This window comes from Bacillus sp. BR3(2024), from assembly GCF_039134555.1.
In the GTDB taxonomy this organism is placed as follows: Bacteria; Bacillota; Bacilli; order Bacillales; family Bacillaceae_G; genus Bacillus_A; species Bacillus_A cereus.
Genome location: NZ_CP152433.1, coordinates 2,577,840 through 2,602,327, shown reverse-complemented (window position 1 = coordinate 2,602,327; position 24,488 = coordinate 2,577,840). Strand labels below are relative to the sequence as shown.

Here is a 24,488-nt window from a genome sequence, read left to right as displayed (position 1 = left end):
GAAATTTAAGTATGTAGGTTGCAATGAAAGGAGAATCCACATGGATACATTTGTAAATGACAAGTTTTATGAAACGAGAGATCAATTATTTGAGGAAATTACTTTGTTGAGTGATGCTCAATTTAATAGGAAACCAGATAAGGATAAATGGAGTATTGCACAAGTTTGTCATCATTTAGTTTTATTAGATGAGAGAGTGATAACAGTTATTTCCTCAGGGTTAAAAAAGTTAGATAGTACCCAAAATGAGCGTAAAGAAATTCACACTATTTTATTAGATAGAACGAAAAAGTTTATAGCTCCAGAAATGATTGAACCAAGTATAGAACCATTTGAAGTGGAGCAAATGCTCAATATGCTAAACGAATCAAGAAAAGAATTGATGCGTTTCCTGAGTACAATAGAAGATGAGTCTATATTAGCGAAAAAATCAGTGATGCATCCAGCTCTTGGAGAATTATCCCTTGATCAGTGGATAGAATTGATCTATTTACATGAACAGCGTCATATTTCACAAATAAAAGAGATAAAATTGCTTTGTGAAATTGAAAAGTAAAAATTATTCCCTATTTATTGATACGTATTATAAACAGGGGAAACGGTTGATTCATATTGATTCAGAAGAAAACAAAAATAGAATGAAATTAGTTGAAAGTGACCAATAAGCTTAAGAAAATATGAAACTATCCGATTTTCTGTATAAGTGTAACCCCGTCTTAAATGAAGAGCGGGGTTATTTTTTTGAAAGTACACTTCACACGCTTAAGGAAGGAGTATTCTGTCAGAAAACGATAAAATACAATTCTGTTAGGGGATGTATGCAATTTATTCTCTTTATTTTTGCAACAGAACCACCTTCAAAATTATCTTTTGTAGTTGAAGTTTCCTGAATAATAAGTTACATTTTTAAAGTTCAAGCAACTTTATGAAAGTACAAAAAGGGGAGAAATATTATTATTATGCAAAAAATGAAATGGAAGAACTATGTATGTTACTTTGTAATTTTATTACTGCTTGGAACGGCAGTAATAGTCAAACCATCTATCTCTAAGGCTGAGGAATCTGAAGTTAATATTACATTGTTAGGTACTGCAGATATTCATGGTAGATTTATGCCTTGGGATTATGCGCTTGATGGAGCAAATATGAGTGGAAGTTTGACGCAGCTTTATACGGTTATAAAGAAGGTCCGTCAAGAAAATCCAAATACCATATTAGTAGATGCCGGGGATACAATTCAAGGAAACTCAGTAGAATTATTCAACGATAAGCCACAATCGCCAATGATGGTAGCGATGAATACAATGGGATATGATGCCTGGGCATTTGGAAATCATGAATTCAACTTTGGATTAGATACATTGAAAAAAGTTAGTGAGCAATATAAGGGAAAAACGTTAGCAGGAAATATTTACAAGGAAAATGGAGAGCGCTTTCTTCCTGCATATACAATTGTAGAAAAAGGTGGAATTAAAGTTGGGATTATTGGTATGAATACACCAATGATTAGTGATTTTGAAAAAGGGACAGATCACTTAAATGGTTTAGTGGTGAAAAATCCGGTAGAAGAGACGAAAAAGGCAATTAAGGAATTAGAAGGTAAAGTAGATGTAATGGTAGGAGTTATGCATATGGGACTAGAAAATGAGAATGGTATCCCTGGTACTGGTGTTCAAGATATTGCAAATGCTTGTCCGGAACTAAGTGCTATTTTTGCGGCTCATATGCATAAACTTGTAAAAAAAGAAGTTGTAAATGGCGTAATTATTACAGAACCAGATAAATATGGAACACATATTTCACGTATTGACCTTACTTTTACAAAGCAAGATGGGAAGTTGGCTTTAAAAAATAAAACTGCTACCGCTATACCTGTAAAAAATGCTGATGGGACAACGATATTATCCGATCCTACACTTGAAGAAACATTAACACCTTTTCACGAATATGCGAGAGGAGATGCAAATGTTGTAGTCGCTCAATTAAAGGGTAGAAATCTTGTTCCTGAAAATGAAATAAAGGGTATTCCAAGTGTTCAGATTCAAGAAACACCTTTATCAGATTTCTTTCATGAAGTTATGCTCTACTACAGTAAAGCAGATGTAGTAGCCCATCAAATTGATAATGATTATGCCCGTTTAGATACAGGCCCTATTAAGAAAAAAGATATTGCGTACAATTACCAATATGCCTTGGGAGAAATTACAGTATATAAGATTTCTGGAAAAGATTTAAAAGACTATATGGAATGGGCAGCAGGATATTTTAACTCATCTCGTGCCGGAGATGTAACCGTTAGCTTTGATAAAACCCGCCGTGCATCTAAATACAGTACGAACGATTTCTTTGGAGGCGTAAAATACGAAATTGACTTAACAAAACCATATGGAAGCAGAATTACAAATTTACGCTCTATTCGTACAAACAAACCAATCAAAATGAGCGATGTTATGACGTTGGGAATGAATGCATATAGAATGGAGGCTCTTCAGGCAAAAGGTGGAGCTTTAGAGGGGCGTAAGTTTGAACAAATTTGGTCATCTAAACAAGAGAATGCATTTGGAGAAACAGGCGGAACCATTCGTAACCTTGCTATTACATATTTAAAAGAGGTAAAGAACGGTGTATACACACCAAAAGTTATGCATAATTGGAAAATTACTGGTGTAGATTTACATTCTTCAGAGCATAAGGCGGTAGTTGATCTTGTGAATAAAGGGATTTTAGAAATTCCAAAAACAGAAGACGGAAAATACACAAATATAGCATCTATAAATACGAAAGACTCAATTTCAAAAGAAGAGATTATATTACTCTCACAAAAAGCAAATATTAATCCAAATCAGTTTAATCATGTAAAGACAAAAGGTGAATTTTACAAAAAACTTAGTAGGATTACTAAAAAAATATAAATTATAAAATTTCTTATAGTAATTGTTATTTTAATAACATTAAACCCACTCTTACAATAGTAAAGAGTGGGTTTTTATGTTGTTATTTAGAGGTAAGTATACTTTTATTACAATGAATATAGAATTAATAACTAACCAATTGGGTGAGCACCTATAAGGACTCTCTTTTATTCAAATTAATGTACATATGTGTTCCGTTCATTATTTATAATATTGACCACAATTTATGTAATTTTGCATAATGTTACATAAATTGTGTATTTTCTCTTTTTTTAGACATTAATAGACAGTATACTTTGTACAAGCTTTCTATTTCAAAAATTATACGAGGTGAAATAATGAAAAACAAAAAGACATTAACTAAGGTAGCATTAACAACAGGATTAGCTTTAACAGCTGTGGCACCATATGGGGTAGGTCATGCAGAGGAAACAGATCAACTACAAGTTCAAATTCAGGAGGAATCGTTCCGTTCGGGTGAACTTACACAGCCGTCACAAAAGGCACCAGAAAATGTAGTAAAGGATGCACTTAAGGAGAAAACAGAACAAGCTCTGTCCCAAAAACAAGTCAATGGAGAAGCAGGAGTAGATTATAAAGTCCTTCAAAAACGTGGTTCGTATGATGGAACTACACTTGTGCGTATGCAGCAAACATACGAAGGAAAAGAAGTATATGGACATCAATTAACTGCACACGTAGATAATAAGGGTGTTATTAAAAGTGTTTCAGGTGATAGCGCGCAAAATTTAAAACAAGAAGAATTGAAAAAACCTATTAATCTATCAAAAGATGAAGCAAAACAATTTATTTATACGAAGTACGGGAATGATATCAAGTTTATTACTGAGCCAGAAGTTAAAGAGGTTATTTTTGTTGATGAAAATAATGGACAAGCTAAAAATGCATACCAAGTTAAATTTGAAGCTGCAACACCAAACTATGTTTCTGGTACTTATTTAGTAAATGCACAAAATGGTGATATGTTAAAAAATATGGTACAAGAATCTAACTTAAAGGCCAGTGACAAACTAGTTGGAGCTTTAAAGAAAAGTAAACAAAGCAGTCTTACATCATTAACCGGAACAGGAAAAGATGATTTAGGTATTAATCGTTCATTTGGTATATCTAAACAAAGTAATGGCAAATATGCTCTTGCTGATTATACAAGAGGGCAAGGCATTGAAACATATGATGTGAATTACAGAGATATTACTAAAGAAGAAAGCTATTATCCTGGTACATTAGCGACAAGTACTTCGGCAACATTTAACGATCCAAAAGCAGTAAGTGCTCATTACTTAGCAACAAAAGTATTTGATTTTTATAAAGATAAATACAAGCGTAATAGCTTTGATAATAAGGGACAAAAGGTAGTTTCAGTTGTACACGCTTGGGATTCTGAAGAGACGAATGATCCGAAAAATTGGCAGAATGCATTAAGTGCTAATAATGGAAGTATGCTTGTATATGGCGATCCTATTGTTAAAGCATATGACGTAGCTGGACATGAATTTACACATGCTGTTACTTCTAGCGAATCTAATCTTGAATATTACGGGGAATCCGGTGCGATTAATGAGGCGCTATCTGATATTATGGGAACATCTATTGAGAAATACGTAAATAATGGAAACTTTAACTGGACAATGGGAGAACAAACGGGATCTGTTTTCCGTGATATGGAAAACCCAGCTTCTGTTCCATCTTCACTTGGAGTGCCTTATCCAGATGATTACAGTGAATTTAACGATTTTAATGGATGGGATCAAGGCGGTGTTCATTTTAATTCAAGTATTATTAATAAAGTTGCGTATCTGATTGCAAAAGGCGGAACTCATAACGGAGTAACTGTTAAAGGAATTGGTGAAGATAAAATGTTTGATATTTTCTATTATGCAAATACAGATGAGTTAAACATGACTTCTAATTTCAAAGAATTGAGATCAGCATGTATTCGAGTGGCAACTAATAAATATGGTGCGAATACAGCTGAAGTTCAAGCAGTTCAAAAAGCATTTGATGCAGCAAAAATTAAGTAATTTAGAAATATAGTTATCATTCATATATTAATACATTATGAAAAACAGCTAATGTCATTTTAAGGATATTAGCTGTTTTTTACGTGGCAATGTATCGTTGAAAATAAACTGACTAAGCAATAATGAGGCACTTTATCTGTAAGAAGTTGTGACAAATAAATAAGGTTTAAAATATATAAAAACAGAAAATTAATAATATATTGACCTCTTGATAGAAAGTCTATAAAATGAAAGCGATAACAAACGATTGCTTTAAAATGTTTTCCCTGATCTTTTAGTATTTACAAATATATGAAGGCATAAACAAATCTATTTTTTTAAGTACTAATGCAAACGTTTTCGTATTAAAAGGTCATTGAAATACATACGTGAAAATAGCCGATATGGAGGTGAAGTAAAAGAGATTTCTAGATTAATTTAAGCAGTGTTATTCAGTGTAAGCATAATAAATCGTTAGTAATATTTGAAGAAAGGGTGTATGTGATGCAAATTACAAAAAGATTAATTAACAAAACAGTTTTATTACTTACTTTAATCGTTATGTTATCATCTGTTTTCTCCTTTCAGAGTGTGAAGGCAGTTTCAAATTCGAAAACAACTGAAATTATCATTCATTACAAAGAAAAGCTTGGAAATACAAAAGACTGGAATCTTTGGTTATGGGGAGAAAATGCAAATGGTACATCTTATCAATTTACTGGTGAAGATGAATTTGGAAAATACGCTAAGATAAAAATAGACGGTGACTATAATCGTGTAGGATTTATAGTTCGAACAAATGAATGGGAAAAAGATGGTGGGGATCGTTGGATTGAAAATATAAAGGACGGTCGTGCTGAAGTATGGATCCTTTCGGGTGATGAAAAAGTATATAACTCTAAGCCTTCATCGGATCTCTCAATTCAAAAAGCAACTATTGATAGTCTCCATGAAATTACTGTAACGACTAATGTCCCGTTTAATATTAAGGAAAAGAAAATTGAAATTGAAGGCATTAAAATTAAGAATATTACTCCTTATGATATAAACAGTGGCGATATTACTAATAAGGTCAAAATAATTACGGAACAGAAAATTGATTTAAAACAAACATACAAAGTTAAAATAGAAAACTTAGCTGATACGAATACTGAAATTGGTAAAGTCATTCGTAGCGAAGAATTTGATAATTTATTTTATTATGGTGGTAACGATTTAGGAAATACATATACTCCGCAACATACAAAGTTCCGTTTATGGGCTCCTACTGCAAGCGAAGCGAAGTTAGTTACATATAAAAAATGGAACGATAAAATAGGTACTGAAATAAACATGCAACAAGGTGAAAAGGGAACTTGGACATCAGAACTAAAGGGGAACCAAAAAGGGCTCTTTTATACGTATAAGGTCAAAATTGGTGATAAGTGGACTGAAGCGGTTGATCCATATGTGCGTGCTGCTTCTGTAAATGGGGATAAAGGTGCAGTCGTTAATTTAGAAGAAACAAATCCGAAAAAATGGAAAGCAAACAAAAAGCCAAAATTTAAAAATCCGGAAGATGCTATTATTTATGAGTTACATGTACGTGATCTTTCCATTCAACCTGAAAGTGGTATTAAACAGAAAGGGAAGTATTTAGGTGTAACAGAAAAAGGAACAAAAGGGCCAGAAGGTGTAAAAACAGGACTTGATCATATAAAGGATCTCGGTGTTACTCACGTTCAGTTTTTACCGATATTTGATTATGCTTCTGTAAATGAAGAGACTTTAAATGAACCGCAATATAACTGGGGATATGATCCTAAAAATTTCAACGTTCCAGAAGGCTCCTATTCTACAAATCCTTATGAGCCGACTGTGCGAATAACTGAATTAAAGCAAATGGTTCAAACACTACATGATAATAATCTTCGAGTGGTGATGGATGTAGTATATAACCATATGTATAACGCTGCTGAATCTAATTTCCATAAGTTAGTTCCAGGTTATTATTATCGTTACAATGAAGATGGAACATTTGCAAATGGAACCGGTGTAGGAAATGATACTGCTTCAGAAAGAAAAATGATGAGGAAGTTTATGGTAGAGTCCGTCACATATTGGGCAAAAGAATACAATTTAGATGGATTCCGTTTTGATTTAATGGGTATTCATGATTATGAAACGATGAATGAAATACGTAAAGCTGTGAATCAAATTGACCCTTCTATTATACTACACGGAGAAGGCTGGGATTTAAATACACCTCTTGCAGCTGAGTTGAAAGCAAATCAAAAAAATGCAGAGAAAATGAAAGGGATTGCACATTTCAACGATGATATACGTGATGGATTGAAAGGTAGTGTATTTGAGGAGAAAGAAAATGGATTTGTAAATGGAAAGCAAAACATGGAAGATCGTATTAAAAAAGGCATTACAGCAGGTATTGACTACGATACAAATTCGTCTACTTATCAAGATCCGGAACAGGTACTAACTTATGTGGAAGCGCATGACAATCATACATTATGGGATAAACTTGAGTTGACTAATTCAGGTGATAACGAAGAAGTGCGAAAACAAATGCACAAATTGTCTTCTTCGATTTTATTAACATCACAAGGTATTCCATTCTTACATGCAGGGCAAGAGTTTATGCGTACGAAATATGGTGATCATAATAGTTACAAATCTCCAGATTCAATTAACCAGATGGATTGGCTGCGCCGTGCAACGTTTAATAATGAAGTAGATTATATGAAGGGATTAATAGATTTACGCAAAAAATACGCAGCTTTTCGAATGACATCTGCAGCGCAAATAAAAACACAAGTTTCATTTATAGGTGCCCCGAAAAATACGGTAGCTTATACAATAGAGGGGAATAAAAATGAATACTTTACGGTGGCTCACAATGCAAATAGAGAAGCGGTTGAAATAACACTTCCATCGAAAGGGCCTTGGAAAGTACTAGTAGACGGGAAGCAGGCGGGAAGTAAACCACTTTATGTTGTCCATGACAATAAAATTAAAGTTCCTGCATTAAGTTCATTTGTTTTAAAGTTAAAATAATATAATTTCACATACTGTAATTATATTACAATTCAATAAACAAAAAGAGAAGAACTCACCAAGGTTCTTCTCTTTTTCATGTGAAATTAGGGTTTCCATAATTGTAGATATAAGAGTTCTTGAAAGTAGCAAAAGGCAAGACGATGAACCTATTTACAAAATGACAAGAAAATGACAAAACTGTAAGAATGCATGAATGTTTGTAAGAAAGTTCGATGTTTTCCTTTTTCTTTTTTTATTAAAGTGAAAAAGAAGAAAGTGATGTCATAAGAGGTTGATATTTTTAGATAGATACAATAACCAAAACTATTTATGTAATGAAAGTATATGGAAATCAGTAAAACACCTTACTAAAAAGGAGGGATTTGAAATGTCTTTTTCTCAATTTAATATTGATATATTTCGAGCAATTAATGATTTAGGTAAACAATATTCATTCCTAAACTCAGCTGTGGTATTTTTGGCAGAATATATGGTATATATTTTTGCTTTAATTATTTTAGCTTATTGGTTTACTGGGTCCAGAAAAAGTAGAATGATGGTTATTCAAGCGCTGGTTGCTTTTGTAATTGCTGAGGTAATCGGGAAAATAGCAGGGAAATTTCAATTGAATTATCAACCGTTTGCAGTATTGCCTGATGTTAATAAACTTGTCAATCATGCTATAGATAATTCATTTCCTAGTGACCATACGATTCTCTTTTTTTCGATTTGTTTTTCATTTTGGCTTGTTCGTAAAAAGATTGGGTGGTTATGGCTTATACTTGCATTTTGTGTAGCGATCTCTCGTATTTGGGTAGGAGTTCATTATCCTTTTGATGTTGCAATAGGGGCTTTAATAGGATGTGTTTCAGCGTTATTTTCGTATTGGTTAGTACCGAAATTTTCTTCTATCAAGAAGTTGCTTACTCTATATGAAAGAGTAGAGAAACATGTTTTACCATCAAAAAACAAATCAAAGGGATTTTGAGTATACAAGTATGTGAGTCTTTTGAATTAACAAATGTCATTACATTAAATCGTCTTGGAGGTCATTTTAAAGGAAGAACTGTTTTACACTGGAAAGGTGGAAATTATATTAAGACATTTTGCTAACAGGTGATATTTTTCAAGTGATTGCCAACTGTCAGTGAGTGAGTTTCATGTACAGTTATCTACATCCACTGCTAGTAAAGTAAAATAGCTGACGGATATAGTATAAGGGCTACCATTCAACCGTATTTATAATGCTTTTCATCGAGTCGTGTCAAAGCATGTGGACCTTGCTGTTCAGAAGTCAGCAGATCGATACATAAAAGCACTGCAGGGAACACTTTTTAATACATGGGATGTTTCAATATTATCTATAGATATCTGTAAGAAATAAAAATAAATAGATAAGTTTAGAGCATGTTATTATCATTTGTTTAAAACATGCTCTTTGTATTTAAAGTAACACCAGCATACTGACACGTACAAGTTATCAACAATCTTTATGTTGAAAGAATCTTAGTGTACGAATGTTGGTACTACACCTTACTTAGTAATCTCACAATTTAAGACCTGTCATTGGATAAATGTGGGGAGTTCAATCGATTCTGAATAAAATTAATAGTATCAGTTGCAATTTTTTTACGTTTAAGAACTATCCCGGCATGCCCACATGTATAAATATATCGTGTAGGCCTTTCCCAAGATTTCCACAAGTAGTCTGTATCCTCAGAATGCACATATAGATCGTGCTTACCTGAAATTAATAAAATATTTTCTTTTTTTACTTTTGGTAATGCTTGACTCGGTTCAGTGATTTTCCAATAATCTATTAAATCATCATACGTTACACCATGATGTTCCAAGTCTTCTCTAATAAATTTACCTGGAGTTGTATTCCAAATTGAATAAGAGAGTCGATTTGCATAGAAAATGGATGCTAACACATCAATTTCTTCTTCAACAAGAGAGGTTAAGTTAGTAATAAATCCACCTAAACTAATTCCTATTAGAATCAGGGGACCATTTTTATTTGCTTTAATCCATTTAATCAAAGCTCTTAAATCAGCTACCGCTTGTCTAGTTGCTTGTACTGTTCGTTCAATATTTGCACTTACCATATACTCTCCACTGAAAAAGGATTGATCGGGTTTTCTTTCAAAATGATAGGGTAGAGTGAAATAATACATATTCCACTTCAGGCTGGTCATATGATCGTGGAATATTCTTTTCACACGTTCGTTAGAATCCATTCTCCAACCGTGAACAAAGATAACATGAGGTGCATTTTCATTTTTATGTAAGAATAATTCCCCAGTTACAGAGTCGTTGCGTGAATCACCGGATTGAACTGAGCTTTTATATTTGAATTGCCCAGCCATGTATTCCTTTTCCTGTTTTGAATGCTTAATGTCAAAATGAATATGTGATGGTTTTACTTTATAAAAAGATTCTATGTCCTTTATATTTAATGAAGTGTTAGAAAGGGAAGTATACTGAAACGCTACACTTCTTTTTTTGTGTAAATCATATAAGGCGTACCGATCAATGAGTTTTGAAAAAATCAAATTAACCTCCTCCAAAATACATATTGTTTAAAACATGGACAAAATTTATGGTGTAAATTAATTATAAAATATTCTCTTTTCCTAATAGTAGGTGATAAATTTGCATATCATATTATAAAGCTTGCAATAAAATAAAACTATAAATAAATTATACTAAAATCTAAAAAGCAATTTAATATTCTTATTCATATAAAAGAATATTAAATTGCTTATTTTCGTATTAAAAGATGCACCTTTTAAAGTGACGTGATTTGTATGAGATACAGTAACTATATTAAAATCCCTATTATAGATATCCAAATAGGTTTCTCTATATTTATTGTATAGAAATTACACAGTAAATATTTTTTGTGCTACATACATTAAATTAATCTTAACCTTTTCTTTTATATAAATTTATTAAACGGAATAACTCCTTACCAATATTCAAAAACGGCTGCGTTTTTGAATTTGTGTTCTAGCTTTTCTGAAACAGGTAAATAACTACACATAAACTCCTTATATCTCTAGTTAAACTACCGATTAGCTCCATATAAACTCTAGATAACCTATATAGAATACAAGATATCAAGGAGGTAAGAAAAAATGAATTTTATGAAACGAGCAATTCTCAGTATGAAAAAAAGGATAGGAACATCGTTAATTTTGATGGCAGTTTTTCTGATTGTTACAAATTTGGTTCTTTCAGGTTTCACAATCCAAAATGCATCAAAAAAAGCAGCGGATGCTGCAAGAAAAAAACTTGGTGCAGATGTTACTTTAGGTCTTGATTTCGACAAATTAGGTCAAAAAGCTAAGGAAACTGGAGAAATGCCAAATCCGCCGCAGCTCGATACAAAAGAAACAGATCAATTAGCAAAGTACAAGTATGTAAAAGACTATAATTACATAGCTAACACTTTCGGTATTTCTGATGGACTTAAACTAGTAGGAGCTTCAGAAGGAAAAGAAGAAGGTAAAGCGGGAATGGCGGCTGTGCGAGGCGGTTCAAGCTCTGGTACAGAAATAGATATGAATGCTTCTTTTATGATTGAGGGAGTTCGCAAGACTGCATTACAAGAAAGCTTTAAAAACGGAAAAAGTAAAATCATTGATGGAAAACCAATTACAGAGCAAATGAAGGATCAGAATGTAGCTTTAATGGAAAAACGATTAGCGGAATTAAACAATTTGAAAGTAGGAGACAAAGTTAAAGTACAATCAGGGGATAAGAAGGAAATCCTTGAGGTTGAAATTATCGGTATTTACGAAACCAATGAGCAAGCAATGAGTCAACAGGCTCCTCCTATAATGGATCCGGCTAATAAACTATATATGCCACATTCAACTATGAAAAAATTAGAAGTGGATCAAGGTATAAGTAGTGTTCAAGTCGTGTATTTCTTGAATGACCCACAATATATTGATGCATTTAAAAAAGAAGCAAAAAAATCTAATATTGATTTTAATTATTATAAATTAGATGCGCATGATTCATTGTACAAGCAAATGATTGGTCCTATCGAAAATATCTCTTCGACTTCTCAAATGATTATTTATATTGTATCGATTGCAGGTGCGATTATTTTAGGATTAATCATTATGCTATCAATTAAAGGACGTCGTAAAGAAATGGGAATTCTATTGTCCATTGGAGAGAAAAAGTGGAAACTGATGGCACAGTTCGTAGTAGAAGTAGTATGTGTCGCTATTTTAGCATTTGGATTATCCATAACAACAGGAGCTAAAGTTTCTCAATATATCGGGGATAATTTACTTTCGAATGAAATTGCTACTGCGAGCGAAGAAACAGATACCTCGCAACATGGTACTGTAATGATGGCTGGACCTGGTGGTACTCTACAAAATCAAAAAGAAGATCCAATTGATAAAATTGATGTAAGTGTAACAGGAGAAGATGTAGGGAAAATGGGGGGGATTGGACTAGGTATTGCTATAATAGCAACGCTTCTTCCAGCATTATCTATTCTACGTTTAAACCCAAAACAAATTCTTTTAAAAGATGAATGAGGAGGCTCGATATGGAGACGATTTTACAGTTTAAAAATTTGGATTATTATTATGAAAGTAATGGGAAAAATGTAGCGATACTAGATAATGTTAACTTTTCTTTTCAAAAAGGACATTTCTACACGATTTTAGGACCATCTGGCTCTGGTAAAACCACAACTCTGAGCTTAGGTTGTGGACTGGATGTCCCTAAAAATGGTTATGTACTGTATAATGGCAAAGATATTAGAAAAATTGGTTTGGATCGATACCGTAATCAAAATGTATCTGTAATTTTCCAATCTTATAACTTAATTACCTATATGACCGCTCTTCAAAATGTCTTAACAGCAATGGAAATTACAGGTGTTAAAGTGCAAAATAAAACAGCAAGAGCATTAGAATTATTAAAGAGGGTAGGACTCACAGAACTTGAAGCGAAACGAAACGTATTGCAACTAAGCGGTGGACAACAACAGCGTGTAGCAATTGCTCGAGCACTATCTTGTAATGTTGATTTACTGATTGCAGATGAGCCGACAGGAAACCTCGACGAGGAAACCGCAATGGATATAATAGAACTGTTTCAAGAACTTGCACATAAAGAGAATAAATGCATTATTGTTGTGACTCACTCACAGGAGGTTGCTAAAAAATCAGATCGTGCAGTGTATTTAAGTAAGAAGAAGTTAGTCATAAATGAAATCTAATATAAACATCGTAGCTGTTTAATTCACATATTTTTCAAAAACTAGACCTTTCAAAAGCTTATATTTGAATTATAATAAAATCAAGCCATAATCAAAATGGTCTCCCTGTACTGAATGTTAAAATAGTTTGTCGTTCCCGTTTTAATAATATTTTTAAAAGAACTTGTAGGATATTCTACAAGTTCTTTTTATTATAATTGGTTACCTATCATGGGATAATTACACATAAAAAACGGGACAATACCTAGATATATAATCTAAATGCTGTCCCATTTACCTGTGTATCTGTATAGTTATTGTAGAATCAAACCTACAATCATAATTAAACTAAATACTATCATCCAACCAAAGGCACAATAGCCAAAAATACTAATCCATTTAGGTAATTGATTCATGTTAATTTTATTTGTGGGAACTCCTTGCATAGAAAACATCATTTTTTGATCTCTATCTCTATTATTTTGTTGTTCATACATAATATCATCACCTTTCCAGAACTATTGTGTTTATAGTATATCAGCCTAAATAAAATTATGTACAGAATAAGAGGGGATAACATATATATTATGTGGTGAATTTTATAAATAAAGACATTTAATTGCCATGGTTCTAAGCGCTAATCCGTTATAAATTCTGAAAAAGAGCCCTACATAAATAGGACTCTTTTTCTTCAAATATTAAGTTGCTGGATATACATCAGAACCAAGGTAACGTTCTTTTATAATTTGAAGATGATGAAGCTCATGACCAGCAATGATGTATGCTAATGCACGAACTGTAACTTCAGAATTATTCGCATTTCCTCTTTGTGACCAAGCTTCTTTATCTAAGCTTCTAAGTAAATACAGGGTAGATTGGCGAACAACTATTAAATTCTCAAGAAGATCTTGCATAGATTGCTTATCAAAAGCAGCTCTAAGAACATACATATCATCATTATAGCCTGGAAGTTCTGCTGTCTCGCCTCGAGCGATAGATAGCAATCGATACGCCATAATCCGTTCTGTATCTGCTATATGACCCATTACTTCTTTTATACTCCATTTAGTAGGAGCATACCGGAAAAGTCCCTCACTATCAGAAATTTCCTTTAATAAGAGATTCGTTTCCTTCATTTGTTGTTCTAGAATATGTATGATATTTCCGTCTGATACCAAGTTGGTATACGTTGCATAATAGGAGTTATATTCACTTACTTGTGGCCTTATTTGCATACGAATCATCCTTTATGTTTTATGTTTTATGTTTTATGTTTTATGTTTAATCTTTACATATAGCTTACCATAAAAGAATTTTAAATTAATCTGAAAAATGGAGGGAAATATGCATTTTTCATCTTCCTTTTCAGTTTCATAGATGAAATGCATCTCAAATAAGAGAATCTAATTTGCTGCTAAGCGGAATTTCGTTTTTGCTGTTATAGTAAAAGATAAATATGTAAATTGAATACAGTTTGTCACCACTTATGATAATTACCATTTAAGAAGCAATATATATCATTAAACGAAAAACCTGTTAATAAGTTTATACTTACCACAAAAACAAACAAACTCGTCCTATTTAAAGGAGAGTTTGTTTGTTTTTGTGTTTAGATAATGGAATACTCATGCAAAATTGTACACTATGTTCCATATTTTTTATTGAATACTTTATATCTAGCGTTTCAAGAATTTGTTTAACAATATATAGCCCCAAACCATTTCCTCCAGTATTTCGATTCCTTGATTTTTCAATTCGATAAAATGGTTTGAAAATTTGTTGTATCTCTTCATCTTTAATATTGACACCTGTATTTATAATTTGCATTTCGATTTGACTTTGTTTAGAATCCTCACTTAACTTTATATAGACTTTTTCATTATGTGGTGAATACATAACCGCATTATGGACAATATTTTTACATGCTTTTTCTAAAAGGGCACAATCTGTATAAATAGCAAGGCCAAAATCAATTTCTTTTATTATTTCGATGTTTTTTTGAGAAGCAAAAAATTCGAGATCTTTTGTAATTGTCCCTATTAATTTTGAAAGATTAACTTTCTCTACTTTTAGTTTGAAGGTGTGTTGTTCTAATTTCGATACGCTTAAAATTTCACGAACTAATTGTTCCATACTTTCAATAATTTGATGATTCTTCTTTAAATATTGATCGCGATTTTGATAAGGGCCAATATTGTATATCATTCCTTCTAAGTATCCTTTCATTACAGTAAGAGGGGACTTTAATTCATGTGCTACAATCGCAAAAAACTCTCTGCGTTTTGTTTCTATTTCTCTTTCTTTTTCAATATCATTTTTTAATTGTTCATTTGCTTTTTTTAAATCAAACATAGCTTGTTGCAAGTTAATAGACATGTCATTCAAACTATTAGATAATTCTCCTAACTCATCTGTAGAGCGAACCTCAATTTTTTCGGAGAAATCTAAATTTGCCATCTTTTGTGCACCTTCATTAATATAAATAAGTGGCTTTGTAATAAACCTGGAATAAAAATAAGCACTCCCTATACCAATAACGAGCACAATGATACTAATATAGGGGAGAAAGCGTACTAAAACCTGTGAAGCTTCATCAATCGGTTGAAATGTAGCAAACACTACAAGCGTTAAACTACCATCTTGAAATTGAATTGGTTTCGTAGCGTTATATGAATTGCTAAGGGTACTTGCATTCTCGAATCGTGTTGCTTTAGTAACTACTGTTTTTTGCGTACCACTTTGAATAAAAGAAAATGAAGGAGAGTAAATAATTACTCCTTCTTTATTTTGAAGATAAAGCATCGCATTATTTTTTTTTGCGTATTCATCAAAAAGTGGTATCGCATCTTGAAACGTAAGATTTTTAGATTTATCAATGATTTCGTTTATCCCTGTTTGAAGTTGATCTGTTTTATATTGCTCATAAAACGTAGGGAGAAAGAAGTATAAAGTTAAATAAATCAATACTGCAAAGGATAACAAAATGAGAGATGTAGTCATAAAGAGTTTGTAAGTAATTTGCTTCATCTTCATGAGTTTCACAATACTATTCATCAATTTTATAACCAATACCCTTTATTGTTTTAATATAAGGGATAGCTAATTTTTTACGTAGATTTTTAATATGTGTATCAATTATTCGTGTTTCTCCAAAATAATCGTACCCCCAAACCTTCTCTACGATATTTTCTCTTGTAAGTACTTTTCTCTCATTTTGAAATAGTAGTTGTAGAATTTCAAACTCTTTTGTCGTTAATATAATTTCAACGTCATTTACATATACTCTATATGCATCCACATCGATACGCACTTCTTTAAATATCAAATGATTATTTACATTTTTATCATAACTTCTTCTAAGTACAGCTTCGACTCGTCTAATCAAAACATGAAATGAAAAGGGCTTTGTTATATAATCATCGATCCCAAGGTCGAATCCTTTCATTTGATCTTCCTCTTCTTCCAACGCAGTTAGCATAATAATTGGTACGTTTGACTGACTTCGAATCATTTTAGAAACTTCAAACCCATTAAGATTGGGCATCATGACATCTAGAAGAATTAAATCAAATGATTGCTTATTAAATTGTGTCATACCCTCTAGTCCATCTGAAGCGACTACCACTGTATAATGCTGTGTCATTAAAAATTGTTTAATTAATTCCTGAATTTCTTGATCGTCCTCTACCACGAGAATATGATAGTTTTTCATAATATCACCTCTGGTAGTCATTATAGCCGTACTATCTGGAGTTTATGTGGAGATACAGTAGTAAACTTCATAGGACGTTTACTACTAAAAAATATTATTAGCTATATTACTTTTTTATGGAGAAATAATTGCTTTAAAAAACTTATCGTATGAATTGATGTACGATTAATATTTACGAAAAACTAATGTATACTAATGTGAATTGTATGTAGCTTCTTAAAATTTGTGAAAATATACTTTTGCTTCTTTACCAAAAGAGGAAAGGGAATTTCAATATAGAAGAAGCTACTGTAATACTAGAGTGTGCGCCGAGAACTTTGGATTTCTTTCATCTAGTTTCTATTTAATCGTTAATCACTACATAACAATGTTCTTGCTGAACCAAAATTTTAAAGGTACAAACTTGGAAAGATTTATATAATGCTAGAAAGGTTGTGAAATTATTTGATGGGTTATAAAGCGATGCTGTTTGATTTAGATGATACATTACTTGATAGGGATAAAGCAGTAGAGGCATTATTTTTAATTGTTTTAGAAAAGTGTTATGAAAATGTAGATGGTGCGGCTAAAAGCAACATGTTACAGAAATTTTAAAAATACGATAAAAGAGAATATGGCATAAGTAATAAAACGACAGTTTTAGAATCATTGTTTGATGAATTCACGCCGAAGTATAGATTGCCACGCAATTACATTCAAGATTTTTGGAATAATAATTTCCCTAGATGTTTTTCAATAGACAAAAATACTATTCATTTCTTAAATCAAATAAAGAAGCACTTTAAAGTTGGAATTATAACAAATGGCTCAACTCAGAGGCAAAAAGCTAAAATATTTAACACGAATTTAAATAAGTATTTTGAAACAATCATTATTTCTGAAGAAGTGGGATTTAGTAAACCTGATAAACGTATATTCGAACTAGCATTAAATAAGTTAAATTTACAACCGGAAAATACTTTATTTGTTGGGGATGACTTAGAAAAGGATATTGCTGGTCCTCAAAATGCAAATATAAAAGGTGTGTGGTTTAACCCTCAGAAAATCAAGAATACTACTAAAATACAACCATATGCCGAGATTAACACTTTGGATAGTTTGTTAAGTTATGTTACACCACAATATTTTTATAACAAGTAAAAGTAATTCCATATATATATTCAAAAATACAAAAAAAGAGAAACTATCATTAATTTCATTGACCGTATTAGTAAGAAAAAATAGATATTTACAACAAAAAATAGAGGCCATTTTAATAGCTGTGGCTAATTTAATCTATGATTAATACGAAGTTTTGTAAAACAATTTTACTCATACTGTGTAAATTATAAAGGGGGAGGACTATGGAAATAAAGAAAGTAGTAATCGATGGAATCAATATTGCGGTCATTGGGAACGATAAGGTATTAATATCGGATGTTCAGTCTGCATTAGATACTATGGCAACAGTTCAATATGAGGTAGATGCGAAACATATTATTATCCATAAATCTTTAATAAGTGAAGATTTCTTTGACCTAAAAACACGGCTTGCGGGCGATATCCTTCAAAAGTTTATAAACTACAAGGTAAAGATTGCTATTGTTGGAGATTTCTCTATGTATACTAGTAAAAGCTTAAAAGATTTTATTTATGAATGTAATAAAGGGAATGACATTTTTTACTTAGCAACTGAACAACAAGCAATTGAAAAACTAAGTACATTAAAGTAATAATTATATCCTGCTAAATCCCCCCATTTCACTTAGTTCATAATTATATACGATATAGAAGAACTGATGTTTGTGGTAAACTAAGAGATGAATAAAGGGGGAGTTTTTTTGAACAATTTTAATAATATAATCCAAAATTTAAATAATATAGTTTACAAACCTAACAACTTAATGATTACGAATCTAAAAGAAGAAAAGCAAAACGCAGAATATGCCGGATGTTTATTCCACTTAAATAACAAAACCATTCGTTTTAGAAAATCAAAAGTTACACCTAATAAAATTGGTCAATTTGTTTCTTTTTGGGAGAAAGATGAAAATATGCGAAATAGAGCTTTCTCTTATGAAGCTGCTCCTGATTTATTAGTAATCACTTGTATTGCTGATAATAAACTAGGGCAATTTATTTTTCCTAAAGAGATTCTTCTTAAAGAAAAAATATTGAGAACACAAAGTCAAACAGGGAAAATGGCAATGAGAATTTATCCTGTTTGGGATACCACTGTTAGTAATCAAGCTAAAAAGAGCCAAACGTGGCAACTTCAATATTTTGTTGATTTAAGTGATAGTAATAATTTGCCTATAGATAAACTATTAAATTTATATTCGTAGCTTTTGATTTGCCCCAAAAAGAAGTGATTACAAAAAACATGTGTAATGACACCTCCTATGTGAATCGTAATTTTTGTACCGGTACAGTTAAATGAAATGTACATTGTTACAGTGCCCCTTAAAATTTACAATCAGCATATATTATTTAAACTTATAAATTTTTAAGGGGTGCTAAATATGACAAGTTTACAAGATCAGCTTTTCACAAGATTAAATCTTAAAAAACGTAATGATGTAACGTTTGAAGAATTACCTACCATACTCTTTTCGTTTGCGCATACTATACCATTTGAGAATTTAGATGTTATAGCACGAAATACGAATCAGATCTCTCTGGAAAACTTACGAGAGAAAATTTTAACTAGTTCCCGTGGTGGACTTTGCTACGAATTAAATACTCTTTTTTACTATTTCTTAAGAGACTGTGGCTATGATGTACAACTGGCATTAGGTACGGTGTATAAAAACGATATAAATACATGGGCACTTGAGGATGGCCATATAACAATTATTTTAACTTATGATAATGTACAGTATTTAATTGATGTAGGTATAGCTTCGTTAGTACCTCTTGTTCCTGTACCTTTTACTGGCGAGTCGGTTTCTTCAAAAAATGGTTCGTACCGGGTGAGACGGAAAGATACGAATAAAGGAAATTATGTTTTAGAAAGAATAGATGCTGCTGGAGAATGGAAAGTTTGTCATGCTTTTTATAAACATATTATTGATGAGATAGTAGTAAATGATGTTCAAAGAAGAGTGATAGAAGATGAGAAGTCTATTTTTAATAAAGGACCAATTGCAGTAAAGTTGACGAACTCTGGCCATATTTCATTAACGAATACAAGTTTAACCGAAATTATTCATGGGGAAAAAACTAAGCGTGAAATTACAGAAGATCAATATAAAGAGTTTTTATATACTTTATTTGCTATTAAGTTATGAATAATAAAGATAGCCGGTTCTTATTCAGAAGCGGCTATCTTTATTATTTTTGGTGTAAATGGTTTTCTTCTAATATATTTCGGAAACTTCGGTATAGTTAATGTTTTTAATGTTTCCTCAGCTTCTTCATATGTATGAAAAATTGGTCCTTTTCCATCATCCCCTTGTAAAACTAGCCCTTCATCTCGGATTACATATGGCATAAAACCACCCCATCTAGTAAAGAATTATGTTCTTTTGCAGCAGAATAATACGATTTAAAGTTTGATTTTCTTAATACATATAATACACTAGAACAGTACGAAAAAGTATGTACAATGAATTTTGAATGTAAAGGAAGATTATTATGTCAGTTATTGATAAATTGAAACTTAATAAGTATACAAATATGGTCATTATTAACGAACCAAGTGATTATGACATTTTTACAGGTAAAGAAACTGCATTCTCAAAAGAACACGATGCTATCTTTATATTTGTAGAAACGCTTGATGAAATGGTGAAACAAACGAATTTTATTATTAGTAATGAAGAATTACTAATTGAAAAAGGTTACGTATTCTTCGCATATCCGAAAAAAGGTAATGCGCGTTATAGTACGTTTATTCACCGTGATGAAATGTTTCCGGCATTAAACGTTGGAGAAGATGGTTATGTGGGAGAAAGCGATATTAAATTTGCACGAATGGTAAGTATGGATGAAGTCTTTACTGTTGTTGGTTTAAAACGTGAAAAGAAAAAAACAACAAAAACATCTGCTATGAGTCAATGTGTTGCCGATTATGCAGATCGAATTAAAGATGTTGAAGCATTATTAGCTAATCATCCGAATGAACTTAAGTTTTATCAAAGTTTAACGCCTGGATACCAAAAAGATTGGGCACGTAATCTTTTTTCTGTGAAACAAGAAAAAACACGTGAAAAACGTCTAGAGAAAATGATAGAAATCCTTTCACAAGGCTATAAAACAATTGAATTATTCCGTAAGAAGAAAAAATAATGATTAAGGAAGTCACAATGCTGCAACAATTAATTGTGATGAGTACATTGAAAAAAGCATTCCTTCCATTATACTAAGGAATGTTCTTATATTTATATAATTAGCAAAAGAGAAAAGGTGTTTGAAATGAAATCGTATATTGTAGTTGGATCAGGAATTTTAGGAGCGTCTACTGCTTATCATCTTGCTAAGGCAGGTGCGAATGTTACTATCGTGGATCGCCAACAATTAGGGCAAGCAACCGATGCAGGAGCAGGTATTGTATGTCCATGGCTATCACAACGCCGTAATAAAGCATGGTATAAAATCGTTAAAGGCGGTGCACGTTACTATTCTTCGTTAATTCAGCAATTAGAAGAAGACGGTGAAACTGACACAGGATATAATCGTGTAGGTGCAATTAGTTTACATACTGACGAGAAAAAGTTAGATCAAATGGAAGAGCGAGCTTATAAACGACGTGAAGATGCCCCGGAGATTGGTGAAATAACTCGCTTATCAGCTGAAGAAACAAAAAAATTATTCCCAGCATTATCAGACGAATATAGTTCTGTTCATATTAGTGGTGCTGCACGAGTAAATGGAAGATTATTACGCAATGCATTAATAAGTGCTGCGAAAAAACATGGTGCAACTTTCATAAAAGGCGATGCTATATTAGTCCGTGAAGGAAATCATATTACGGGAGTTACAGTAAACGATGAAACAATTTTAGCGGAAAAGGTTATTGTAACTGCAGGCGCATGGGCGAATGAAATCTTGAAACCATTAGGAATTAATTTCTTAGTTACATTCCAAAAAGGACAAATTGTTCATCTGCAAATCGAGAATACAGCAACAGAAAATATGCCAGTTGTTATGCCACCGAACGATCAATATATTTTAACGTTTGACAATGGGCATGTCGTAATTGGTGCAACACATGAGAATGATACTGGTTTCGATCATCGTGTAACAGCAGGTGGTTTACATGAAGTATTTCATAAGGCATTAACAGTTGCACCTGGCTTAGAAAATGCTACAATGCTTGAAACGAGAGTTGGATTCAGACCATTCACACCAGGATTCTTACCTGTTATCGGACCACTACCTAAATTTGAAGGAATTCTCGTTGCGAATGGATTAGGGGCTTCGGGTTTAACAGCTGGTCCATACTTAGGAGCGGAACTTGCTAAACTAGCGCTCGGACAACCGATTGAATTAGATTTAAATGATTATGACGTTGCTGGCGCAATTGAATAATATGGAGTACTGCTAACATTTATGAAAAACCATGCTAAACAAATTCGACAGAGAATAAGTAGTTTTTCCTCTGTTAAGAGTAAGCCTGTTTATGAAAAATAAAATTATTTAAAAATAGAGGGCCGACATTATAAACCTGCATTAATAATGTAGAATTGTGATGGCGGCTCTTTATTCATATTGATTTAAAACTTATTTTCGAGAGGAGGTTAAGTAATGAGAGCGCCATATCAAGTATTGATATTTCCTTATATAAAAACTGCCGATTCTATTCAATATGCCATTTTTAACCGAAGTGATTATGGTTATTGGCAAGGAATAGCTGGTGGCGGAGAAGACGGTGAGATTCCTATTGAATCAGCAAAACGGGAAGCGTTTGAAGAGGCTGGTATTACAAGAGAATGTCCATATATACAATTAGATTCTGTGTCTTCGCTACCAGTAGAGGATGTAGTTGGAGGATTCCTTTGGGGAGAAGAGGTTTATGTAATAAAAGAATTTTCTTTTGGAGTTAAAGTCCCTACAAAAAACATATCATTATCTAAAGAACACTTCAATTATAAATGGTTATGCTTTGAGGAAGCAGTAACGCTTTTGAAATGGGATAGCAACAAAACAGCATTGTGGGAATTAAACAAAAGACTATTAAAACAATAAAAGTTTTTGCTAACAAAAATAGTTGTGGAAGAAGAATTGAACCATTAACAAACCTTTGCTACACTTCTAAACAATGTTTTATAGATTTGGCATGGGTAATGAACGAAGAGAACTTGTACTAAGAAAAGCCCTATACAGTTGACTCTGAAAAAATGAAAATAATTAGAAATATTTTTATATCGTACGGTTTTTGGCTATGAATAACGGAATAAATATTAAGTATTCAACAGTTTAAATAAAACGAGTTAGCTTTTTATTTTAAGAAGAAAAATGACTCGTTTTATGCTAAAATTCGCTTAGTGTATATTTTCGTTAAAATGTGGGTGGGCCCCCTTTTAGCAAAAGCGGAGTGGGAATGATGAGTATAAATAGTTTTGTGGGATTGATAAATGACGAATTATTAAAAGAGGTAAGTATCAGAAGTGAGGATGAATTCGAGCCTGTAGTAGTTAAAGATATTCCTAGACTTTGGAAGTGTTTAGGAACAGGTAATTATGCCGCAGTATTCATGCACAAAGAATACAAAGATTGGGTAGTGAAAGTTTACGTGCGAGAAGGAGAAGGAATTGAAAAAGAGTCAGAAGTATACCGAAGAATTGGAGATCATCCTTCTTATTCAAAGCTTATATATAAAGGAGAAAATTTCATAGTATTGAAACGTTTAAAAGAAATTACCTTATACGATGCTATTCATAAGGGGATTAAAATTCCTAAGCAAGTAATACTTGATATTAATGAGGCTTTAGAGTATGCGAGGGAACAAGGGTTAACTCCTTGTGATGTTCACGGGAAAAATGTGATGATGGAAAAAGGAAGAGGATATGTAGTCGATGTATCTGATTTCTTAAAAACAAAAGAAGATAGTAAGTGGAGAGACCTAGAAAAGGCATATTTCACCTTTTATTTTCCTTTCATATATAAATTGCCTTTTCCGGTTAAAATACCGTATTTTATGTTAAACATTGTTAGACGTTCGTACAGAAAATATAAGAAACTTAAAAAGAAATTCAAATTGTAAAAGGACCACATATGTTCCTGAAAACGATTTGAATTCGCATAAATAACTTTAGAAAAATTTAAAATTTTGTTTAGGGGCTACTTCAAGACCTTAGCTTGCTGGGCATATGGTGCTACCTCAAAATATAAAAAGATTAGGAGTGAATCCTAATCTTTTTATTTATACATATTTTTGTTAGTTATATCACTATCAATTCCAAAACGGGATATTTTGAATAAATGAAACCGTTAAATAAGTGTTGATACGGAACCAGCAGTTACTAAAGTTACTATTTTTCGTCCATTCTGTTCTTTTGAAGGTTTTATAAGTTCTGTAATTAACAAAATCCATATTATGATAGATACTATTGAAATAATATTTATAGACATATGTAACACATCCCTTCGTGTTT

General features: G+C 32.2%; 20 protein-coding genes and 2 pseudogenes. 16 read left to right on the top strand and 6 right to left on the bottom strand.

Annotation, left to right across the window (positions count from 1 at the left end):
- Window positions 1-40 precede the first annotated feature (40 nt).
- The 6 genes and pseudogenes from V7S45_RS13395 to V7S45_RS13370 form a co-directional block, all read left to right on the top strand.
- Window positions 41-556 (top strand): DinB family protein, encoded by a 516-nt coding sequence (locus V7S45_RS13395; RefSeq protein ID WP_000379366.1) that lies wholly within the window; start codon window positions 41-43, stop codon window positions 554-556.
- Window positions 557-959: 403 nt separating this feature from the next.
- A complete protein-coding gene (locus V7S45_RS13390) occupies window positions 960-2,912 on the top strand; it encodes a 5'-nucleotidase C-terminal domain-containing protein (RefSeq protein WP_001171089.1) in 1,953 nt (650 codons plus the stop codon).
- Window positions 2,913-3,250: 338 nt separating this feature from the next.
- On the top strand, window positions 3,251-4,954 hold the full coding sequence (locus V7S45_RS13385; RefSeq protein WP_088344319.1) for a M4 family metallopeptidase: 1,704 nt from the start codon (window positions 3,251-3,253) through the stop codon (window positions 4,952-4,954).
- Between the two features lie 483 nt (window positions 4,955-5,437).
- Window positions 5,438-7,984, top strand: coding sequence for a type I pullulanase (pulA, locus tag V7S45_RS13380; protein ID WP_088344321.1), 2,547 nt, complete (start codon window positions 5,438-5,440; stop codon window positions 7,982-7,984).
- A 370-nt stretch (window positions 7,985-8,354) separates the two neighbouring features.
- The gene (locus V7S45_RS13375; protein WP_342761901.1) at window positions 8,355-8,954 is read left to right on the top strand and encodes an undecaprenyl-diphosphatase; all 600 of its coding nucleotides are present in this window, start codon (window positions 8,355-8,357) and stop codon (window positions 8,952-8,954) included.
- Window positions 8,955-8,968: 14 nt separating this feature from the next.
- A pseudogene (locus tag V7S45_RS13370) lies at window positions 8,969-9,350 on the top strand (hypothetical protein); the annotation flags it as partial.
- 169 nt (window positions 9,351-9,519) lie between these two features.
- Here V7S45_RS13370 and V7S45_RS13365 read toward each other — a convergent pair.
- On the bottom strand, window positions 9,520-10,521 hold the full coding sequence (locus V7S45_RS13365) for an alpha/beta hydrolase family protein (protein WP_000577717.1): 1,002 nt from the start codon (window positions 10,519-10,521) through the stop codon (window positions 9,520-9,522).
- Window positions 10,522-11,106: 585 nt separating this feature from the next.
- Here V7S45_RS13365 and V7S45_RS13360 point away from each other — a divergent pair.
- Together V7S45_RS13360 and V7S45_RS13355 are read left to right on the top strand one after the other, a co-directional pair.
- The gene (locus V7S45_RS13360; protein WP_342761900.1) at window positions 11,107-12,531 is read left to right on the top strand and encodes an ABC transporter permease; all 1,425 of its coding nucleotides are present in this window, start codon (window positions 11,107-11,109) and stop codon (window positions 12,529-12,531) included.
- Between the two features lie 11 nt (window positions 12,532-12,542).
- Window positions 12,543-13,220: an ABC transporter ATP-binding protein gene (locus V7S45_RS13355; RefSeq protein WP_000447856.1), complete on the top strand. Its 678-nt coding sequence runs from the start codon at window positions 12,543-12,545 to the stop codon at window positions 13,218-13,220.
- Window positions 13,221-13,513: 293 nt separating this feature from the next.
- On the opposite strand, the gene V7S45_RS13350 is transcribed toward V7S45_RS13355, so the two are convergent.
- The 4 genes from V7S45_RS13350 to V7S45_RS13335 form a co-directional block, all read right to left on the bottom strand.
- On the bottom strand, window positions 13,514-13,696 hold the full coding sequence (locus tag V7S45_RS13350) for a hypothetical protein (RefSeq protein ID WP_000273239.1): 183 nt from the start codon (window positions 13,694-13,696) through the stop codon (window positions 13,514-13,516).
- A gap of 201 nt (window positions 13,697-13,897) precedes the next feature.
- On the bottom strand, window positions 13,898-14,434 hold the full coding sequence (locus V7S45_RS13345; RefSeq protein ID WP_001167132.1) for a DinB family protein: 537 nt from the start codon (window positions 14,432-14,434) through the stop codon (window positions 13,898-13,900).
- A gap of 346 nt (window positions 14,435-14,780) precedes the next feature.
- Complete coding sequence (locus tag V7S45_RS13340; RefSeq protein WP_033695141.1) at window positions 14,781-16,232, bottom strand: HAMP domain-containing sensor histidine kinase; 1,452 nt, start codon at window positions 16,230-16,232, stop codon at window positions 14,781-14,783.
- 13 nt (window positions 16,233-16,245) lie between these two features.
- Window positions 16,246-16,911, bottom strand: coding sequence for a response regulator transcription factor (locus tag V7S45_RS13335; RefSeq protein ID WP_000800727.1), 666 nt, complete (start codon window positions 16,909-16,911; stop codon window positions 16,246-16,248).
- Window positions 16,912-17,358: 447 nt separating this feature from the next.
- On the opposite strand from V7S45_RS13335, the pseudogene V7S45_RS13330 reads away from it, so the two are divergent.
- From V7S45_RS13330 to V7S45_RS13315, 4 genes and pseudogenes are all read left to right on the top strand, one after another.
- Window positions 17,359-18,051, top strand: a pseudogene (locus V7S45_RS13330) (HAD-IA family hydrolase).
- Between the two features lie 203 nt (window positions 18,052-18,254).
- Entirely contained in the window at window positions 18,255-18,623 is a 369-nt protein-coding gene (locus V7S45_RS13325) for a DUF4180 domain-containing protein (RefSeq protein WP_075677098.1), read from the top strand.
- A 108-nt stretch (window positions 18,624-18,731) separates the two neighbouring features.
- On the top strand, window positions 18,732-19,235 hold the full coding sequence (locus V7S45_RS13320) for a mep operon protein MepB (protein WP_001058863.1): 504 nt from the start codon (window positions 18,732-18,734) through the stop codon (window positions 19,233-19,235).
- Window positions 19,236-19,412: 177 nt separating this feature from the next.
- Window positions 19,413-20,180, top strand: coding sequence for an arylamine N-acetyltransferase (locus tag V7S45_RS13315; RefSeq protein ID WP_242278194.1), 768 nt, complete (start codon window positions 19,413-19,415; stop codon window positions 20,178-20,180).
- Between the two features lie 20 nt (window positions 20,181-20,200).
- Here the strand turns inward: V7S45_RS13315 and V7S45_RS13310 are convergent, their stop codons facing one another.
- Window positions 20,201-20,383, bottom strand: a complete 183-nt coding sequence (locus tag V7S45_RS13310; RefSeq protein WP_088344333.1) for a hypothetical protein — start codon at window positions 20,381-20,383, stop codon at window positions 20,201-20,203.
- A gap of 143 nt (window positions 20,384-20,526) precedes the next feature.
- On the opposite strand from V7S45_RS13310, the gene V7S45_RS13305 reads away from it, so the two are divergent.
- The 4 genes from V7S45_RS13305 to V7S45_RS13290 all read left to right on the top strand — a co-directional run bounded on the left by V7S45_RS13305 (window position 20,527) and on the right by V7S45_RS13290 (window position 24,097).
- Window positions 20,527-21,180: a YdeI/OmpD-associated family protein gene (locus V7S45_RS13305; protein WP_088344335.1), complete on the top strand. Its 654-nt coding sequence runs from the start codon at window positions 20,527-20,529 to the stop codon at window positions 21,178-21,180.
- Between the two features lie 126 nt (window positions 21,181-21,306).
- Window positions 21,307-22,422 carry an FAD-binding oxidoreductase gene (locus tag V7S45_RS13300; protein WP_074555115.1) on the top strand — a complete coding sequence of 372 codons (1,116 nt, stop codon included), beginning with the start codon at window positions 21,307-21,309 and terminating at the stop codon, window positions 22,420-22,422.
- A gap of 216 nt (window positions 22,423-22,638) precedes the next feature.
- A complete protein-coding gene (locus V7S45_RS13295; protein ID WP_001202586.1) occupies window positions 22,639-23,079 on the top strand; it encodes an NUDIX pyrophosphatase in 441 nt (146 codons plus the stop codon).
- A gap of 358 nt (window positions 23,080-23,437) precedes the next feature.
- Complete coding sequence (locus V7S45_RS13290) at window positions 23,438-24,097, top strand: serine/threonine protein kinase (RefSeq protein ID WP_074047543.1); 660 nt, start codon at window positions 23,438-23,440, stop codon at window positions 24,095-24,097.
- Window positions 24,098-24,488: the final 391 nt, after the last annotated feature.

Coding starts and splice junctions, on each gene's coding strand:
- V7S45_RS13395 (WP_000379366.1), top strand. CDS start 41: ATGGATACATTTGTAAATGACAAGTTTTATGAAACGAGAGATCAATTA.
- V7S45_RS13390 (WP_001171089.1), top strand. CDS start 960: ATGCAAAAAATGAAATGGAAGAACTATGTATGTTACTTTGTAATTTTA.
- V7S45_RS13385 (WP_088344319.1), top strand. CDS start 3,251: ATGAAAAACAAAAAGACATTAACTAAGGTAGCATTAACAACAGGATTA.
- pulA (WP_088344321.1), top strand. CDS start 5,438: ATGCAAATTACAAAAAGATTAATTAACAAAACAGTTTTATTACTTACT.
- V7S45_RS13375 (WP_342761901.1), top strand. CDS start 8,355: ATGTCTTTTTCTCAATTTAATATTGATATATTTCGAGCAATTAATGAT.
- V7S45_RS13360 (WP_342761900.1), top strand. CDS start 11,107: ATGAATTTTATGAAACGAGCAATTCTCAGTATGAAAAAAAGGATAGGA.
- V7S45_RS13355 (WP_000447856.1), top strand. CDS start 12,543: ATGGAGACGATTTTACAGTTTAAAAATTTGGATTATTATTATGAAAGT.
- V7S45_RS13350 (WP_000273239.1), bottom strand. CDS start 13,696: ATGTATGAACAACAAAATAATAGAGATAGAGATCAAAAAATGATGTTT.
- V7S45_RS13345 (WP_001167132.1), bottom strand. CDS start 14,434: ATGCAAATAAGGCCACAAGTAAGTGAATATAACTCCTATTATGCAACG.
- V7S45_RS13340 (WP_033695141.1), bottom strand. CDS start 16,232: ATGAAGATGAAGCAAATTACTTACAAACTCTTTATGACTACATCTCTC.
- V7S45_RS13335 (WP_000800727.1), bottom strand. CDS start 16,911: ATGAAAAACTATCATATTCTCGTGGTAGAGGACGATCAAGAAATTCAG.
- V7S45_RS13325 (WP_075677098.1), top strand. CDS start 18,255: ATGGAAATAAAGAAAGTAGTAATCGATGGAATCAATATTGCGGTCATT.
- V7S45_RS13315 (WP_242278194.1), top strand. CDS start 19,413: ATGACAAGTTTACAAGATCAGCTTTTCACAAGATTAAATCTTAAAAAA.
- V7S45_RS13310 (WP_088344333.1), bottom strand. CDS start 20,383: ATGCCATATGTAATCCGAGATGAAGGGCTAGTTTTACAAGGGGATGAT.
- V7S45_RS13305 (WP_088344335.1), top strand. CDS start 20,527: ATGTCAGTTATTGATAAATTGAAACTTAATAAGTATACAAATATGGTC.
- V7S45_RS13300 (WP_074555115.1), top strand. CDS start 21,307: ATGAAATCGTATATTGTAGTTGGATCAGGAATTTTAGGAGCGTCTACT.
- V7S45_RS13295 (WP_001202586.1), top strand. CDS start 22,639: ATGAGAGCGCCATATCAAGTATTGATATTTCCTTATATAAAAACTGCC.
- V7S45_RS13290 (WP_074047543.1), top strand. CDS start 23,438: ATGAGTATAAATAGTTTTGTGGGATTGATAAATGACGAATTATTAAAA.